Here is a 16,429-nt window from a genome sequence, read left to right as displayed (position 1 = left end):
AGAACAAGTTGCAAAGGTCCGTATGCACAAATTTTTCAACAGTTTATCGCTGTGTCTTTGTTGTGGTTTGCTCCTTGCATGTCAAAGCCAATACGTCACGACACCCAATCTTCCCACTGAAGCTGCACTTGTCGCTGAATCGGTTGATAATGGCATCAGTACGGAGCTTAAAATCCCATATATGACCGCCTTTCGAAATCTGCGACAAGCCTATAATCACTGTGTTGCGTTTACCGCGAACAATCGCTACGTCTATACCGATAATCGTTTAGAAGAGCATTTGGAGCAGGGGACATTGATGGCACGAACTGAGCATGGGGCGTATTTGCATAAAATGTTGGTCGAAAGTTTAGATCCGCAGACGACACGTATTACCTTATTTTTACCGAAGCAATATAGCTTTGCCCAAGCACGTTTTAAACAAGATGTTCAGCGCGCACTTGGACAAGATAAAAACTGTAATACCTTTGAATTTGCTCAATCCAACTAATTGAACTTTAAGACGCTTGTGAGCTTTCCTGCTCTGGGTGTTCTACACGTTTACCGCCTTCATAACTGGCAAATCGAGCCTGATCACGTTTGAAAACCGGAGCTGGTGTTGGCCAAGGCCAATCTCCAAAATGGGTTTCACGATAGCGTTTAAAAGCCGCATCGAGTTCTTCCGTGGTATTGAGCACAAATGGACCGCGCATCGCCACGGGTTCATTAATTGGTTCACCTTCTAACCACAGAATCCGTGCTTCTAATCCACCTGCTTTGAGATGGACGTCGGCATCTGATTGGAGTTCAACCAAATGCTTCATCTGAATGGTTTGACCTTCTATTTCTAATGTATTGCCTTGATAGAAATAAGCAAAACGGTTGGAGCTACTTGTTGTTGCGGGAATCACCAACTCTGCACCTGCTTGCATGGTGATTAAATAAATGTTGACCTTATTTTCTGCGGCAGCCGCCCATGAGTGTGGCGGTCGGGAAATAGCATCAGTGGATTTAAACTGCCCTGAAATCACGCGAATATCCGATTTTTTTCCTTCACTATCCGTTTCAAAGACGTGAGGAATCTCTTCACGCCAAAACATTTTATAGTCAGCATCATGGGTTTTCTGTTCAGCTGATGAATTAAACCAAATTTGGAAAAGTTCAAAAGGATTGGCTTTATCTTCATGCAGTAGGGGGAACATTTCACAGTGTTCAACGCCATTGCCTGTAGACAGCCATTGCACATCACCCGCAGCATAGCGTCCGCCATTGCCTAATGAGTCAAAGTGATCGACATAGCCTTGTTCAACCAAGGTAATGGTTTCAAAGCCAGTGTGTGGATGCTCTGGGAAACCTGGAACCACATCGCCATAGTACATATTGAATTCATCATTCTCTGCGGCTGTTTTTGGCCCCATGTCTGCATTTGCAGCAGGAAAATGATCAATATGATGAGCAGTAAATAAGAAAGGATCTTTTAAATCTAAACGAAAGGTAATGGGTGTAATGTTATAAATCACAGCGTTTGACATAACTGTTCCATCATTGGCTTTATTATTCAGCATTAATCTAAAAGGAAAAACAGTCGTGTTCTATAGCGGAACTGTAAGAAAAAAGCGTTAGCTCAAGGTCTAACGCTTTTTTGATTTACAACAGGTGGAATGCAATGGAAATACTAAATTTCGCTACTTATTCAGTTTTAGTGGTTGCATTAGATGAGCTTTTAGCTGCTTGGTCTTGGATCAACATACCTGCCAATTTCAGCATTTCCGCTTGAATATTTCCCATTTGATTTTGGATTTTCTGAAAATCAACTTTGCTTAAATCGACTTGTCCATTGAGAAAAGGTGAGGCCAATACTTGCTGATTCGCTGCCTGTAGATTGCTGCGAATATCATTAATCTCAGTGCTTTTTAGATTTAAATCATTCAATGCTTGATTGAAACCTTTGAGCTGCTGTTGCAGCTGGGTTGCTGCTTTTTGCAATTGGAGATGATCTTGGTTGCTGACTGCGGCTTCTAAATCGACCTGCGTTTGTTTGAGTTGTTCAACATAATTGCCGGCTTTAAGTTGCATATCCGCAACATCGCGAACGATATAAAACATATTGCCGCTTTTTAATTGGCTTTGATCGGTCGCCTGACTTTGTGTCGCAGATTGATCTTCGTTTGTTGATGTTGTTGCAGGGCGATCATTTTCTGCTGCGATTTCTTGTTCCTGTTGCGGTGCTGTGGCAGGTTCACAGCCAATCAGCACCAAAACACCACTAAAAATGGCAAAAGGGAGAAGGGCATTCTGCACAAGCTTTTTCATTCAATGATCACACTATAAATTAATTCTATACTTTAAATATAGGGGTAGAATATGGATTAAAAATAGATTGTTGCAAAGCAATAACAAAATAATCGCTTGAGCAAAAAAAGAGGGCATTTGCCCTCTTTTGATATTTTATAATGTGTTAACCCGCAATGATTTTGATCATGGCGTGGCTGACAGCATTCATTAAAATGTAGTCACTATTCACTTTAATCCATTGTTGGTTTTTGCCTGATTTAGACAATTTTTTATATTTGTTGAGGTCACCTTTGTAGCGATGACCACGGTATTCAGAAGGTACTTTTTGTCCAGAACGCCAGGTATGTGATGGATTTACCGCTTTTTTCTTGTTCTGGCTTTGGTTTTTACCCGTGTGTATTGTTTAGTGTGCTGTTGGGTTTTCGTCTTTTGAGTTTTTTGCCGTGCATCTATTGTTAGCGCAGAAACACGTGCTGTCAAAAAATACATAAAACGATAGCTTTCATTAATGTATTCATAAGTTCACCTGTTTACTGCTGGATGTGAATTGATAAGACTCATCGTAATGAGTATTTACAGGGAAGCTTTGAACAATGTGTATGTGAAATATTAAAACAATGGATAAAATGTGCAAATTATCAATATATGATAATTTAAAATGATCAATCTCAGTTAAAATCATAATAATCTTAACTGAGAGACTGAAAAATTGTCGAATTATTTGGCTAATTCAGCGTTAATGGCATCGACAATACGTGCATCATCTGCCTTGATGTCGGGTGCAAATCGAGCCACAACTTCGCCTTGTTTATTCACGAGGAATTTTTCAAAGTTCCAGAGCACTTCAGGCTTTGGATTTGGTGTTAAACCGTATTCAACTAAATCATCCCACCATGGGCCTTCACCAATGCGTTCAGGAATGGCTTGGGTTAAGGTTTGATAAAGTGGGTGTTTATCCGCGCCTGCCACAGAAATTTTTGCAAAAAGTGGGAAATCAACCTTGTAGTTGATTGAGCAAAATTCTTGAATTTCAGCTTCAGAACCAGGTTCTTGTTCTAAAAAGTTATTGGCAGGAAAGCCTAAGACTTCAAAGCCTTGCGACTTCTTCTCTGTATAGAGTTTTTCTAAGCCTTCATATTGCGGTGTTAGCCCACATTTAGAGGCCACATTGACCAATAATAAAACCTTGCCTTGGTATTGATTGAGTGTGGTGTCATCACCTTGGATGGTTTTTACTGGGATATCGTAAACTGAAGCTGACATATTCGTTCCTAGTTGAAGTTGTGCCTTTCATCCTTGTTTTAAAGGGAAATCTGGTGAACAGCAAGCTTTTATCGATAGGCTTTTCGCATAATTTTTGTAGTAGTTTGCAGAATTCGAGCTGATGCTTGATTTATTGCTTTGTATTTAACTTGAGGCACGATGTTGGTTCGGGGTTTTTCCTGTATAGCGTTTAAAAAACTCAATAAAGCTTGAACTGTGTTGATAGCCCAATTCATAGCTGAGAGCTTTAATAGACTGACCAGCACGGAGTTGTTGAATGGCATAAATAATTTTTGCACGGTTTCGCCATTCAGAAAGGCTCATTTGCAGTTCGTTCTGACTCAGCCGCAATAACTGACGCTCACTCAAACCGACATTGGATAAGCATCGTTGTAGGCTCAAACTAAAATGATCTACATCTGCAAGCTGCGCCAAGATCGGCTTTAACACCGCATCATGGCTTTGCGGTAAATAATGTTGATGTTTGGGCGCAGTTTTTAACTGGTCGAATAAGACCTGTAGCAGGTGTCGATAGGGTGGTGTGGTATGTTGCTCTGTAGGAAAGGCCAAAATTTCTTGCACCAACAAACGAAAGAAAGGCTGGATACTAAATACTTCCGTCTGCTTGGGGAAATTTATGCAGAGATCAGGTGCTAGTCGGATTGCCACATAATGAATAGGTTGCTCATCAATTGCGACTGAGCAATGTTCTGTCTGGGGGGGAATCCACACCCCATAACTGGCAGGTGAGAGATGATGTTGCCCTTGTATCTCATATTCGAAAATACCATCGAGACAAAAATTAAAATCACCCCAAAGACAACTGTGCGGATAGACAGCATCTAATGTGGTGTAGTGTGCTTCAAAAAGCTCGATCCGTTGTTCAATCGGTGGTGACGTCATATAAGCCTAAGTGTCGATGTCTGAACTACAATATAAATGTCTGAAATCATGTATTTCAATTAAAACAGACATCACTCAAAATACCTAAACCAATCTTTGCACAATATATTGAGGAGTCAGACATGTTGCTTCAAGCGCGTTGGGCGAAATTCGCAATTTGTTTGCCTCTGATCGCGGTATTTATATGGTCGTTGAATATTACCGTCACCCGCTATGTGACTGATTATATTTCACCAGTCAGTATTAGTTTTTATCGATGGTTTATTGCATTTTTGATTTTAACCCCCTTTATGCTGAAAACCGTTTGGCAGCAAAGACAGCTTATCAAGCAGCATTGGGAGCAATTGGCTGTGCTGAGTGCTTTTGGCATGGTGTTATATCAAGGTTTGGGCTATACCGCTGCGCATTATACGACGGCGACCAATATGGGCATCATCAATGCCTTTATCCCTGTTTTTACGATTGCCGTTGCATTTTTCATACTTAAAGATGTACCTAATCGCTATGCCATCTTGGGCTGTGCGATTTCATTTACGGGGCTATTGTTTGTCATTGCGCAAGGAGATTTCAGTCAATTACTGAATATGGGCGGACATTTCGGCGACATCCTCATGATCTTCGCAGTGTTCTTTTATGCCTTTTATGGGGTGTTTTTAAAAAAATGGCAATTGAAACTTCCGCTACTGTTGAGCTTATATGTACAAATTTTCTTTGCCGTTTTATATCACTTGCCATTCGTGTTGTATTTAGGCATTGACGCGATTAATCCTGCGAATGCGCCAAGTGTATTTTATGCGGCAATTTTTCCATCATTGATTGCACCGTTGGTATGGATGTTGGCTGTGCAACATCTCGGGCCGAATCGCACCAGTATTTTTATGAATTTGATGCCGGTATTTACCGCGATTATTGCCTATTTCTGGTTGGCTGAGCAGTGGATGTTTTATCATACCGTCGGCACAGTGATGGCGATTACTGGGGTGATCTTGGCGCAGCGTAAGTAAATCTAGTAAAAAGTTGAAAATTTATGAGAATTATTGATTAAAAAATAGGCAAGCAAACTTATTTTTTATAGAGCAAATCTTTTGAAAATGGATTTTTGAGTGTAAAACTGAATTAAAAAAACAAATTCTCGTCTTAAAAATCAATCAAAAATAGATACATATTTTGACTAAGTGGTTATAAAATCACAAATAAAGTGCTTATCAGTAGTTTTATTTATATAAAAAATATATTTGTTAAATTTAAAAAAATATTACATAATACTTTCATCGTAAATGAGGAAGTAATTCTTAATAATTACTTGATATTTACCCAGAGATTGCAAGACCCTCTGGATGTGATTTTATACACATCCTTTTTTATGCTCAGCCATCCCTATATGGCTGAGCTTTTTTTTGTTTGTATTTTCTAAAAGGCAGGTATAGACAGGCATCCGAGCTTATGCGCGGATGATTTCACCTGTTTCAGCATCAATAATTTTGCTTGGTTCTTGGCTTAGGCCGAGATCACCATTTAAGTAATTTAGTTCATTAGCAAAATACTGATTGGCTTCTTGTAAGGAACGTGCAGGGGTTAATCCCGCAGGATTGGCACTGGTAGACACAATAAAGCCATTAAAAGCTTGGCATAAAGCTACACATAAAGAATGGGTAGTCACACGGACTGCGACTTTTGGATGATTGCCTTTAATCCATGTTGGAATATGGTCGCCAGCCGGTAATAACCATGTAGTTGCACGTTCATTGGGTTTACGGTTGGTCCATGTTGCAATGACTTGCTGACGCATATCTTCTGTTAAGCCTTGGAGCAGGTGTTCAACTTGAGCGACATTGGCCGCCAATAAAATCACACCTTTTTCAATGGGACGTTGTTTTAAGCGCAAAATTTCGAGAAAGGCTTGCTCATTGTAGGGATCACAGCCCAATCCCCAAACAGCCTCTGTAGGATATGCGAGAACCTGACCTTTTTTAAGACAGGAAGCTGCTTCTGCAACAGAGGTGGTAATCATTTCTATAGACCTTATCTGATTCGACAAAGGACTATTGTGAACCTAATTTACCCATTCGACAACGTAAGTAGTGTCCGGCTTGTTGTGTGGCATAGCCCATTAACTCTAATTCCATCAGTTGACTGGTCAATGTCGCGGTATCAATTTTGAGTTGAATGGACAATTGATCAAGGCTTTGGCCGACCCAATCGAGTTGCCGATACAGCGCAATTAAATGTTCTGGGATAGGTTCGGGTGGCGGGGTGTCCGGTATTGCTGTTTCGGGTGTCGCTATTTCGGTGTTTGTTAAGGTCTCGGCAGCCTGTGATTGCCACTGTGTGGCTAGTGCCAAGTCTTCAATAACCTGTTGTGGATGATCAATCAAAATTGCACCTTCGCGTATGAGTTGATGGCAACCTTGATGCGACTCACTATAAATATGGCCTGGAATGGCAAAAATAGATTTGCCTTGTTCGGCAGCGCGTTGAGCTGTGATCAGTGAGCCACTTTTTAATGCCGCCTCCGCCACGATGACACCAAGACTGAGCCCACTCACGATACGATTTCGATGTGGAAAATGGTGTTGCAATGGGGGAGTGTGTGGAAGAAACTCACTGATTACGGTTCCCCCATGTTGGATGATTTCTTGTCTTAAACTCTGATGTGCGGTCGGATAAGTTTGATCTAAACCTGTACCCATCACGGCAATGGTTCTGTGGTGTTGTATGGCAGCGCGATGTGCCGCTTCATCAATTCCTTGTGCTAAACCGCTATTAATATAGAACCCTTGCTCACTCAGATAATAAGCAAAATCATAGGCAATTTGTCGACCTTGGGGACTGGGTTTGCGACTACCTACAATCGCAATTTGGGGTTGCATCAAGGCTTGGGCATTACCTTGCCCAAATAGAATCGGCGGCTTGTCGCTATAAGGTAAAAGTTGTTGTGGATAGTTTAGGTCTTCAGGAATCAGTACAAAGTCACTGTATTGTTCAATATCCTTAAGACATTTTTCAAAGCTAAGCTGTCCACTTGGGCTGTGAAATTCCTCAAAGCGCTTTAAATGATTTTTATGCAGTCCTAATTTTTGCCATGTGGTGATTTGATCAGGCTTAAGGGCGTGGTGTAGGGCAGGATAGTGCTGCTGAATTTTATAGAAACTGCGAAGTGAGTGTTGCACCACAAACCACAGGCGAATGTAATCTAAATGCAAGTCAGTCAATGAGTTGAGCATAATGAGACCTTTGAATATGTCTTCTTTTTATGGGTTAAAATTATTAGTGATATCGTTGTTGGATAATAAAAATGAGGCTGTATACAGCCTCATTTTTATGGATTTGATCTTAGTCATCCATCAGTGGTGGCTGAATCGTTGCACCCACTTTGATTGGTAATTCGCTCTCAAGTACATAAGCATAGCTTAAGTTATCAAACGTTTTGAATACCATGATGTTACCAATACGTTGTCCTGGAAGTTGAACACGTTCTTTGGTTTTTGGATCAGTCACGATTTCACCTTTTTGGTTCACGCTAAAGACTTGACCAGATTGAACGCCTTGCAAGCTACCACGGTCTATCGTCACCACACTGTGAACCGCTGCGGTACCAATAGAACCCATGACACGGACAACACTACCGCCAGCAGTGACATTTTCAGCATTGGTTGGATAGAACAGCGTTGGCAGCATTGGGTCATATTCAGGAAGAACACGATCACCACGACGAACTTCGGCATTATAAGTATCGGTTAGTTCTAAAGTGGTAATGTCGTTTTCACCACGAACGGCAACACCTGAAGCGACTTGAGTCAGTTCTAAACCTGCGTTGTATTTTTTGCCGTTTGCATCGGTAAAGATGTACGGTTCGCCTTCACGGTAAACAGCATAACGTTGACCGACTTGCATACCTTGGCCGCGTGCATAAACTGTTTGGCCTTTGGCAGCTAATACACGTTGATCAGCTGTACCTAAAATGTAAGGTGTGCCTTCAACAGAATCAGCGGCAACAATCATGCTGCGCTCAAGCCATTGCTTAATATATTCCAATGGAACAACCGGAATCGCACTGTTGAGGGATTCAACACGAACTTGTGGTTGAAGTTTAGTGCCACCTGTATAGCGACGAATGATACCTTCACAACCATCACCTTCATCTTTACCGATGATTGGGCGGCCATTGTAGGTACACATTAATAGGCGGTCACCTGGGAAAATCCAGTGCGGATTTTTCACGTGTTTATTGCTCGCCCAGATTTCAGGCCAGCGCACGGGATTTTTTAAGAAACGCTTGGAAATATCCCACAACGTATCGCCTTTTTTCACCACATAAACTTGAGGGGCACCTGCCTTCAATGACGGTGGATTGACGTTACGAGCAGGGGCAGCTTCTGCAACACTGACCATTCCCATCCCCACACTTACACAGACTGTAAGTGCCAATAATTGTTTTTTAAACCCCAAGGCACTAAAAGTTGGCATGCCCTTCAAAACCTTTTTCATTATCATAATTCCTAAAATTATGTATGCAACTGCGTTATAATAACGATATTACACACAATTTTTTGATGAAGCATTCCTTCATTTTGTTTTTTGATCAATGGCATAAGTGAGGACGTCGTATGGCCTTATTACCTATTTTAAGTTTCCCCGATCCCCGTCTTCGTACCATTGCAAAACCAGTCGAAGAAGTTACTGATGAAATTCGTCAGTTAGCAGCCGACATGTTTGAAACTATGTATGAAGCACCGGGAATTGGCCTGGCAGCAACACAGGTAGATCACCATATTCAGCTGATAGTCATGGATTTATCTGAAGAAAAAGATCAACCCATGGTGTTTATTAACCCCAAAATTACGCCATTGACGCAAGAGACGCAGCCCTATGAAGAAGGCTGTTTATCAGTGCCTCAAATATACGATAAAGTTGAGCGCCCGTCACGTGTAAAAATTCAGGCAATTAACCTTGAAGGTCAATCATTTGAAGTGGAAGCGGACGGACTTCTCGCAGTTTGTATCCAACATGAAATGGATCACTTAAATGGTAAGTTGTTCGTCGACTATCTATCGCCTTTGAAACGTCAACGTGCACGTGACAAAGTGGAAAAATTGGTTCGCCAACGTCAAAAAGATAAAGTCGCAGTTAAACGTTAATTGATCGCGGTTAAAAAATACCTGAGAGAAGCCCAATTTCGATTGGGCTTTGTTATACTTGCGTCAGACAAATGTTAGGGTTTGCCTGTATTGTTTCGTAGTGGAGTGCTGCTGTCCTTTGCAGCGGTTTTTTTGCAGATTGCTGTTTTTTTACAGCCATTGTTGCCCAAGCAATATCAAGTTGCTCCGGTCTGCGAAACCATTACGCGTGCACTTTTACTTCCCAATGTTCATGCTGAACATACCGCACATTCAGACCAATCATCTTCCGCTCACGCTGAGCAAGTTCAAGTCGATCATTCTGCCCATGAACATGATGCCAGTCATCAATGTCAGTATTGTACGGTCTATGGCAATTTGGTTTTGCCCCCTGAACTTGATGTGAAAGAAGTGCTTGATCGAATTCAAGTTCGTTTAATTGCTTTTCAAAAAGCTTTCAAGCATGTCTGGTTTGTTCTTCAACAACTCTTTTTACTTCCGCAAGGTCGAGCCCCACCACTCGCTGCATAAATCCGACGTTTTTTTTAAACTTGGGTCTTTGAGGACTCAGGTACGCCTTTATTTATGTATTTTGTGAGATAAACATGGCTCAGCCTAAATTTTTTCTACAGCCTCTTGCGGCTGCAATTTGTATTGCCTGCTATTCAACTTCTGTGATGGCTGACGAGATGCCCGTAGAGATGACGGAAACCAATGCAGTACAGACTTTGGCACCGATTGTGGTGACATCACATCAGGGGAATGATGCCAATGGCCTGATTGTTCGTGCCAACCCCAAACAGCCGATTCAACCGATACCTGCCAGTGATGGGGCCGATTATTTAAAAAGTATTGTGGGGTTTAGTGCCATTAAAAATGGGGGAACCAATGCAGATCCAACCTTCCGTGGCATGTTTGGTTCACGCATTAAAATTTTGACTGATGGCACAGAAAATCTAGGGGCGTGTCCAAGTCGAATGGATGCACCCACTTCTTATATTTCCCCTGAAAGTTATGACCGAATTTCAGTAATTAAAGGACCTCAAACGGTTCAATATGCCAATACAGGTTCTGCTGCAACAGTCTTGTTTGAACGCAAACCTGAACAATTCGATGCTGATAAAAACTACCGTGGTCAAGTCAGTGTGATGATCGGCTCTTATGGTCGTTTAGATCATAATGTCGAAGCGGCCGTGGGGGATGAACATAAATATGTCCGTTTAAATGCTAGCCGTTCTGTTGCAGACAGCTACCAAGATGGAGATGGTAATACTGTGCCGTCAGACTGGGAGCGTTGGAATACAGATTTGGCACTCGGTTGGACGCCAAACGAAGATACATGGGTAGAACTTACTGGAGGTAAAGCCGATGGTGAGGCGGTATACGCAGGCCGTTCAATGGATGGTTCGCAATTTGCCCGTGAAAGCTTAGGCCTTCGTGTCGAGAAAAAGAATGTCACGGAGGTGATTAAAAAAATCGAAGCACAGGTCAACTATAGTTTTAATGATCATGTCATGGATAACTTCAGCTTACGTGAGTTTCAACCAAGTGGCATGATGAATATGCCAATGGCATCGAATGTTGCTCGCAGAACATTAAATGCACGTATGGCTGTGACACATGAATGGGATAAGATTGACTTTGTCACAGGCATTGACACACAGAACAATGAACATAGTATTCGCAAAGGGATGCGCAATAGCTATAAAGACAAAGCACGTGAAACAGATATGAAGTTTCAGTCATATGGTGGTTTTGGAGAAGTCAGTTATCAATTGAGTGACAACAATAAGTTGGTTTCCGGACTTCGTCTCGATCAAGTGCAAGTGAAAGATGAGCGTGCCGCTTCGAAAGCGAGTGGCTATAACACGGAGCTGAATGAAACTTTGCCAAGTGCTTTTATTCGTTTTGAAAATAAGCACCCTGAACATGACAATGGTAAAACCTATATCGGTCTAGGCTATGTGGAACGTATGCCAGATTATTGGGAATTATTTAGCCCTAAACACGGTAATGCAGGCACAACAAACACCTTTAATGGTGTCGAGACTGAAAAAACTTTGCAGTTAGATGTGGGCTATCAACATGAACATGGCGCATTCAGTTCATGGGCGTCTGCCTATGCGGGACTGATTCAAGACTTTATTTTGATGAGTTATCACGATCATCCAAATACAGGTGAGCATGATCATGGTTCAACCTTTAGCGCGGGTGCGAAAAATGTCGATGCGACTATTGCGGGAGCTGAAGCGGGGATTGGCTATCAATTTAACGATCATATTCAAGCCGATGTCAGCGCAATGTATGCGTGGGGAAAAAACACCACAGATGACAAGCCATTACCACAAATTTCACCTTTAGAAGCACGTATCAACCTACGTTATATCCAAGATAATTATACTTTGGGAGCGTTTTGGCGTGTGGTTGATGGGCAAAATCGTATTAGTGCGCACCAAGGCAATATCGTGGGTTATGACCTGAAAGAAAGTGCAGGTTTTGGCACACTGTCTTTAAATGGTACTTATCATATTGATGAGGGTGTAGATGTATCTGTGGGTGTAGATAATCTCTTGAATAAAACCTATACCGAACATCTAAATAAACTGGGTGATGCAGGGACAGGTTTAGCGACCGATCAACAGTTTAATAATATTGGTCGCAATTATTGGGCACGTATTTCGATGAAATTCTAAATCTTGATATTTGTCATCTAAAAAGCAGAGCGATCGCTCTGCTTTTTTTATTGGTGCATACTCGCCAGTTGTTTGACCTTACTTTGATACAGTGCTAAACCGAGTTTTTGAATCGCACGGCCTTTTTGCTGTAATTTTTGATTTAAACTTGGGACATGCTTAGCACCTGAATATAGGAAGAGATTTCTAGCCAATAAATAATAGGCAAACCATGCGGCGGATTGGGGTTTGAGCCCTAATTTATGCATGCGTTTTTTGCCAATAAAAAATTGTGTTAGCTCCAGATGTTGTCGATAAGCCAGTTTTTGCTGAAATGGTCGGAGGTATTTGTATTGTCTTTCAAAAGGTTCTTTAGAGAGACTGGCACCGAGAGCCATGCTGCTTGCATCGGATTGGGGGTGTACAAATTGCATCCAATACAGCAGTTTCCAACCGTCAGATTCTTTTTCAATTAACCATTTTTCATCAATACCCATCAACCAGCCGACATAGCGCCAAAAATGCAAAAAGCTTTCAGTTTCTTGTTTTGACGGAAAAATTCCTAAAGCGCGAATGCCCACAAGCACCACACTGCTAAAGGCAAGATTGGTCATCGCCAAGTCAAATTGATTGATCGGCACCCCCCACGTTGCAAAATCCCAGTCTTTGCCTTTTTGGAGTTGATGCCGTACCAAAGCGTGAATAAAACGCACATAAATCGTCGATGTAAACCCCGCATGCAAACGTTCGAGTCCGCGTTCTTCAGTGATATCTACCCACCATTTGGTAGTTTCAGCCAGACGTGTACCGGCTTGTTTATTTAAAGCACCGGTCAGCATGAGCGGCTGATTGAAACCGGGGAAAAGATAACCGACCATGAGTGAAAGATCGCGCAAAATAAAGCCATTGTTAATCCCTAGGCGATGGGTGAACTCAAGGGCTTGCTGTATTTTTTCTGGCTCTAGCCACGGCGGTATTTGTTCAACATGCTTAAAAAAATGTTCGAGTTCGGGAATAGAAAAGGGAAGTTGCTCTACACCTTTAAATAAAGCAATTTCAAAATATTCACGATGCTGTTTAGGGTTCTGCATCATCCACGTGAGCACTTTTTCCATCTGTGGATCACCACATTGCAGGGCTTTATTGAGGGCAAGATATTGAGGGTAATTCGGCTGTGCAGCTTGACCCGTCAAATGAGACAGCAGAAAACTCAGCAGATTAGATTGCTGCGTGGCCTGAAATGAAGACAGCCGGGTATTGAAGTGAGTGGTCATGTTTTGATCTTCAATGTTATTGTTTCATACCACACTAATATGAATATTTATTCGCATTCAATTCGCATAACACTATCGCATTGGAGAGCAATAGAATGAGAAAAAGACCACAACAACAACGCGCGAAAATGATCGTGGAAAACATTTTGCAAGCTGCGCAGTTGTGTATTGCAGAACAAGGTTTACTGGAGCTGACGACGCCCAAAATTGCGGAAAAATCTGGCGTGAGCGTTGGGTCAATTTATCAATATTTTGAAAATAAAGAACAAATCGTAGAAGAGTTACTGCTCAGAAAATCAGAACAATTGGGGTTGGCACTAAAAAATATAGTCGTGGAGCAAGAGCAGCACAGTATTTATGAGGTGATCCCACTTTGTATTCAGTTTGGCTTTGATATGTTGAAAGCTGATCGTGGCTTCTTTATTGAGATCTTAAAACATTGGCATCAATACAGTCATTCAGATGCCTCTCAGGTTTTGGAAAAGCATTTTTTTGAAGTCGGGATGTATTTATTTAATCGCTATTATTCACATTGGAACTTTGAAACGCTGAAACATCGCTCTTTTGTGATCATTAATAGTACCTTATTTACCATGATGCGCTATGTGAGCAATAATAGTTTTTTAATTACAGAACAACAACTTAAAGTAGAATTATCAAAGATGATTTTGGCGTATTTAGATAGTGAATAACACTGAAAAAATTAAGTTTGTCTATCAAATAATCTATTTAATTCAGATCCAAGATATGTGAAGATGGATCAAAAATAAATCAATAACTTAATATAATAAATCAGGAACATCATGATGGTTTCTTTGAGCTTGCAGCAACTGTCCAAATCTTTTGCGGGAAAATGTATATTTTCAAATTTAAATTTAGAGTTAAGCGAATTCGGAATTGTCGCTGTTGTTGCTGAGAATGGAGTAGGGAAGTCCACCTTACTTGCGATGATTGCTGGGATGTTGGATTTTGATGCAGGCAATATTTTGATTAATGATCAGCCATATGCCCCTCACAACAATGAATACGAGAAACTTGTGGCCTATGTGCCAGATAAAAGCCCTATTTATGATTTTTTACAAGGGCAGGAGTTTCTAAATTTAATGTGTGATATTCGAGGGATAGCGCATGAGCAGTATCAAATCTTCATTGAAAAATTTAAATTAGAACACTATTTAGCCACGCCGTTTGCTGACATGTCTTTTGGCACAACCAAAAAGTTTTTATTGGTTGCAGCCTTAATGACTTCGGCACCTTTACTGATTTTGGATGAACCGAGCAATGGCTTAGATCAAAATGCCTTGGCTGAATTAACAAGTATACTTTTACAACAGAGCCAATCGAAATTGATTCTATTGTCTTGCCATGATCCAGTATTTAGAGACAGTCTGGCAGCAAAAATCATCGAGCTAGATCGGCTAAAGTCCAATGAGCAGGCGGCATGAATAAACAAAGACATGTTGGGCAGCGAACAATCATAAAAACGCTTTTGAAATATCGATGGACATTTTATGTCAAGACCACAGCAGACGCAGTTGCACGGCAAAAGCATTTACTTATTTTAATCACATTAATTCTCGGGCCAATGCTATTCGGACTGCTCTTATCTTTAGTACAGCCCATTATTGATTTGGTTTATTGCAAATCATTAATCACGAATCTGTTTCTTTGGACTGGCTTTCTTGCCTTAAATGTATTTTGGTGTGCGATACAACGTAAAGCTTTGAGCGGTGGAGAAGGGTATCGCTATCTAGCGCTATTGCCCATCACGCTCAAAAGTCGCTTTGCAGTGGAAATCAAATTTTTAGGCAGTTTAAGCTTTTTGCTGATACTGCCATTTATTTTAGCGCTTCTATATGTTTGGGTTGAGTATGAATTCTTAGCTTCTATTGGCATCAGTGTATTGATGCTACTTTGGATCTTTAATTTATTAATTTTACAAATGCTGTTTTTACAACAGAATCAATATTGGGTTTTAGTCTGTCTTTTGACATATTTGCCCATTTTGAGTCTAGCGATATTGGACGCTCAACTCGTTGCGGTGTTGTTATCTACTTTCATCTGTATAACAGCAATAAAATTTTGGCTGCTCGGTAGGAAATCAAAACCAATTAAGCTGCAAATACCTAGCGTATTTCTGATACAGAAATATAGCCCACTCTGGCTCAATCAAAATAAACTCATTATTCGTCAGGCATTTCATAAAAGATTTCTAACCCACCGTATTGTCAGTATCGGTATTTCGGTTACAGCGGTCGTGATTTTGTATTGGTTCGCCACACAGGTGAACACTTGGAACATCATGAGCCTTGATTTCACTGCTTCACAATTATTCCAATTGATGTGTGCCGTCTATATTGCACTGAGTTTATTCAATCTAGGCGTGATCAAAATGGACTTAAAATCAAATTTTGAATGTGCAGAACAATTCTGGATCATTCAAGGGTTCACACTTTGGCAGCTCAGGAAATACGAATACTGTGTTTTATTGATGATTGGCTTAATGATGAGTGTGTCAGTTTGGCTGTGGCTACTACTGAAAGGTGGATTCGTTGATGTGTTATTAATGGTGACATTATTTGGTATCGCCATTCCATTTATTCAGTGGTTGTATAGAAAGCCTGAAGAAGTGCACGGTGTTATGCCAGTTTTAATGTTTATCTTATGGGTGCCTGTGGCGTATTGCATGCTTTCTGTACGCTAAAAACACTTTTTTAAGTAAAAAACACTGATTTAGTAGAATAAATAAACAAACGTAATGAAAAATTAAAAATAAATGGAAAAGGGTGTTGCAACGGTCCTGAAATGCTGTAGAATGCACATCCATCGGCGGTGATGAAGATCAAAACTTCTGATAAAACAATGACTTGGTTGAATTGATTAAGTTGGGTTTTATTTGATAGGTTTAAAAATAATTTGAATTACC

The 16,429-nt window shown here is 40.9% G+C and carries 17 protein-coding genes; 8 read left to right on the top strand and 9 right to left on the bottom strand.

The window, feature by feature from the left end; translation table 11 throughout:
- Window positions 1-22: 22 nt before the first annotated feature.
- On the top strand, window positions 23-490 hold the full coding sequence (locus tag AVJ20_RS15640) for a hypothetical protein (RefSeq protein ID WP_111885880.1): 468 nt from the start codon (window positions 23-25) through the stop codon (window positions 488-490).
- Between the two features lie 7 nt (window positions 491-497).
- Here the strand turns inward: AVJ20_RS15640 and AVJ20_RS15635 are convergent, their stop codons facing one another.
- The 5 genes from AVJ20_RS15635 to AVJ20_RS15615 all read right to left on the bottom strand — a co-directional run bounded on the left by AVJ20_RS15635 (window position 498) and on the right by AVJ20_RS15615 (window position 4,440).
- Complete coding sequence (locus AVJ20_RS15635; RefSeq protein ID WP_111885887.1) at window positions 498-1,511, bottom strand: pirin family protein; 1,014 nt, start codon at window positions 1,509-1,511, stop codon at window positions 498-500.
- 157 nt (window positions 1,512-1,668) lie between these two features.
- Complete coding sequence (locus tag AVJ20_RS15630; RefSeq protein WP_111885879.1) at window positions 1,669-2,292, bottom strand: hypothetical protein; 624 nt, start codon at window positions 2,290-2,292, stop codon at window positions 1,669-1,671.
- Between the two features lie 145 nt (window positions 2,293-2,437).
- Window positions 2,438-2,674, bottom strand: a complete 237-nt coding sequence (locus AVJ20_RS15625) for an RcnB family protein (protein ID WP_111885878.1) — start codon at window positions 2,672-2,674, stop codon at window positions 2,438-2,440.
- Between the two features lie 317 nt (window positions 2,675-2,991).
- A complete protein-coding gene (locus AVJ20_RS15620; protein WP_111885877.1) occupies window positions 2,992-3,537 on the bottom strand; it encodes a glutathione peroxidase in 546 nt (181 codons plus the stop codon).
- Window positions 3,538-3,681: 144 nt separating this feature from the next.
- The gene (locus AVJ20_RS15615) at window positions 3,682-4,440 is read right to left on the bottom strand and encodes an AraC family transcriptional regulator (RefSeq protein WP_111885876.1); all 759 of its coding nucleotides are present in this window, start codon (window positions 4,438-4,440) and stop codon (window positions 3,682-3,684) included.
- Window positions 4,441-4,562: 122 nt separating this feature from the next.
- Here AVJ20_RS15615 and AVJ20_RS15610 point away from each other — a divergent pair, with 122 nt between their 5' ends.
- A complete protein-coding gene (locus AVJ20_RS15610; RefSeq protein ID WP_111885875.1) occupies window positions 4,563-5,444 on the top strand; it encodes a DMT family transporter in 882 nt (293 codons plus the stop codon).
- Between the two features lie 437 nt (window positions 5,445-5,881).
- Here AVJ20_RS15610 and AVJ20_RS15605 read toward each other — a convergent pair whose 3' ends face one another.
- From AVJ20_RS15605 to AVJ20_RS15595, 3 genes are all read right to left on the bottom strand, one after another.
- Entirely contained in the window at window positions 5,882-6,451 is a 570-nt protein-coding gene (locus tag AVJ20_RS15605) for an L-threonylcarbamoyladenylate synthase (RefSeq protein WP_111885874.1), read from the bottom strand.
- Between the two features lie 31 nt (window positions 6,452-6,482).
- Complete coding sequence (gene dprA, locus AVJ20_RS15600) at window positions 6,483-7,664, bottom strand: DNA-processing protein DprA (protein WP_111885873.1); 1,182 nt, start codon at window positions 7,662-7,664, stop codon at window positions 6,483-6,485.
- Window positions 7,665-7,773: 109 nt separating this feature from the next.
- Window positions 7,774-8,928 carry a LysM peptidoglycan-binding domain-containing protein gene (locus AVJ20_RS15595; RefSeq protein ID WP_111885872.1) on the bottom strand — a complete coding sequence of 385 codons (1,155 nt, stop codon included), beginning with the start codon at window positions 8,926-8,928 and terminating at the stop codon, window positions 7,774-7,776.
- Window positions 8,929-9,047: 119 nt separating this feature from the next.
- Between AVJ20_RS15595 and def the strand changes: the two genes are divergently transcribed.
- From def to AVJ20_RS15580, 3 genes are all read left to right on the top strand, one after another.
- Window positions 9,048-9,578 (top strand): peptide deformylase, encoded by a 531-nt coding sequence (gene def, locus AVJ20_RS15590; protein ID WP_078191459.1) that lies wholly within the window; start codon window positions 9,048-9,050, stop codon window positions 9,576-9,578.
- An 81-nt stretch (window positions 9,579-9,659) separates the two neighbouring features.
- Window positions 9,660-10,088 carry a DUF2946 family protein gene (locus tag AVJ20_RS15585; protein WP_111885871.1) on the top strand — a complete coding sequence of 143 codons (429 nt, stop codon included), beginning with the start codon at window positions 9,660-9,662 and terminating at the stop codon, window positions 10,086-10,088.
- 74 nt (window positions 10,089-10,162) lie between these two features.
- A complete protein-coding gene (locus AVJ20_RS15580) occupies window positions 10,163-12,250 on the top strand; it encodes a TonB-dependent copper receptor (RefSeq protein ID WP_111885870.1) in 2,088 nt (695 codons plus the stop codon).
- 47 nt (window positions 12,251-12,297) lie between these two features.
- Here the strand turns inward: AVJ20_RS15580 and AVJ20_RS15575 are convergent, their stop codons facing one another.
- Entirely contained in the window at window positions 12,298-13,503 is a 1,206-nt protein-coding gene (locus tag AVJ20_RS15575) for an oxygenase MpaB family protein (RefSeq protein WP_111885869.1), read from the bottom strand.
- A 95-nt stretch (window positions 13,504-13,598) separates the two neighbouring features.
- Here AVJ20_RS15575 and AVJ20_RS15570 point away from each other — a divergent pair, with 95 nt between their 5' ends.
- The 3 genes from AVJ20_RS15570 (at window position 13,599) to AVJ20_RS15560 (ending at window position 16,207) form a co-directional block, all read left to right on the top strand.
- Window positions 13,599-14,195 carry a TetR/AcrR family transcriptional regulator gene (locus AVJ20_RS15570; protein WP_111885868.1) on the top strand — a complete coding sequence of 199 codons (597 nt, stop codon included), beginning with the start codon at window positions 13,599-13,601 and terminating at the stop codon, window positions 14,193-14,195.
- 111 nt (window positions 14,196-14,306) lie between these two features.
- Window positions 14,307-14,948 (top strand): ABC transporter ATP-binding protein, encoded by a 642-nt coding sequence (locus AVJ20_RS15565; protein WP_111885867.1) that lies wholly within the window; start codon window positions 14,307-14,309, stop codon window positions 14,946-14,948.
- Window positions 14,945-16,207 (top strand): hypothetical protein, encoded by a 1,263-nt coding sequence (locus AVJ20_RS15560; protein WP_111885866.1) that lies wholly within the window; start codon window positions 14,945-14,947, stop codon window positions 16,205-16,207. Before AVJ20_RS15565 ends, AVJ20_RS15560 begins: the two co-directional genes overlap by 4 nt.
- Window positions 16,208-16,429 lie beyond the last annotated feature (222 nt).

The organism is Acinetobacter sp. CFCC 11171 (assembly GCF_003268405.1).
Classification (GTDB): domain Bacteria; phylum Pseudomonadota; class Gammaproteobacteria; order Pseudomonadales; family Moraxellaceae; genus Acinetobacter; species Acinetobacter amyesii.
Note: the sequence above shows the minus strand (reverse complement) of the source record. Positions and strands in the feature narration are given on the sequence as shown.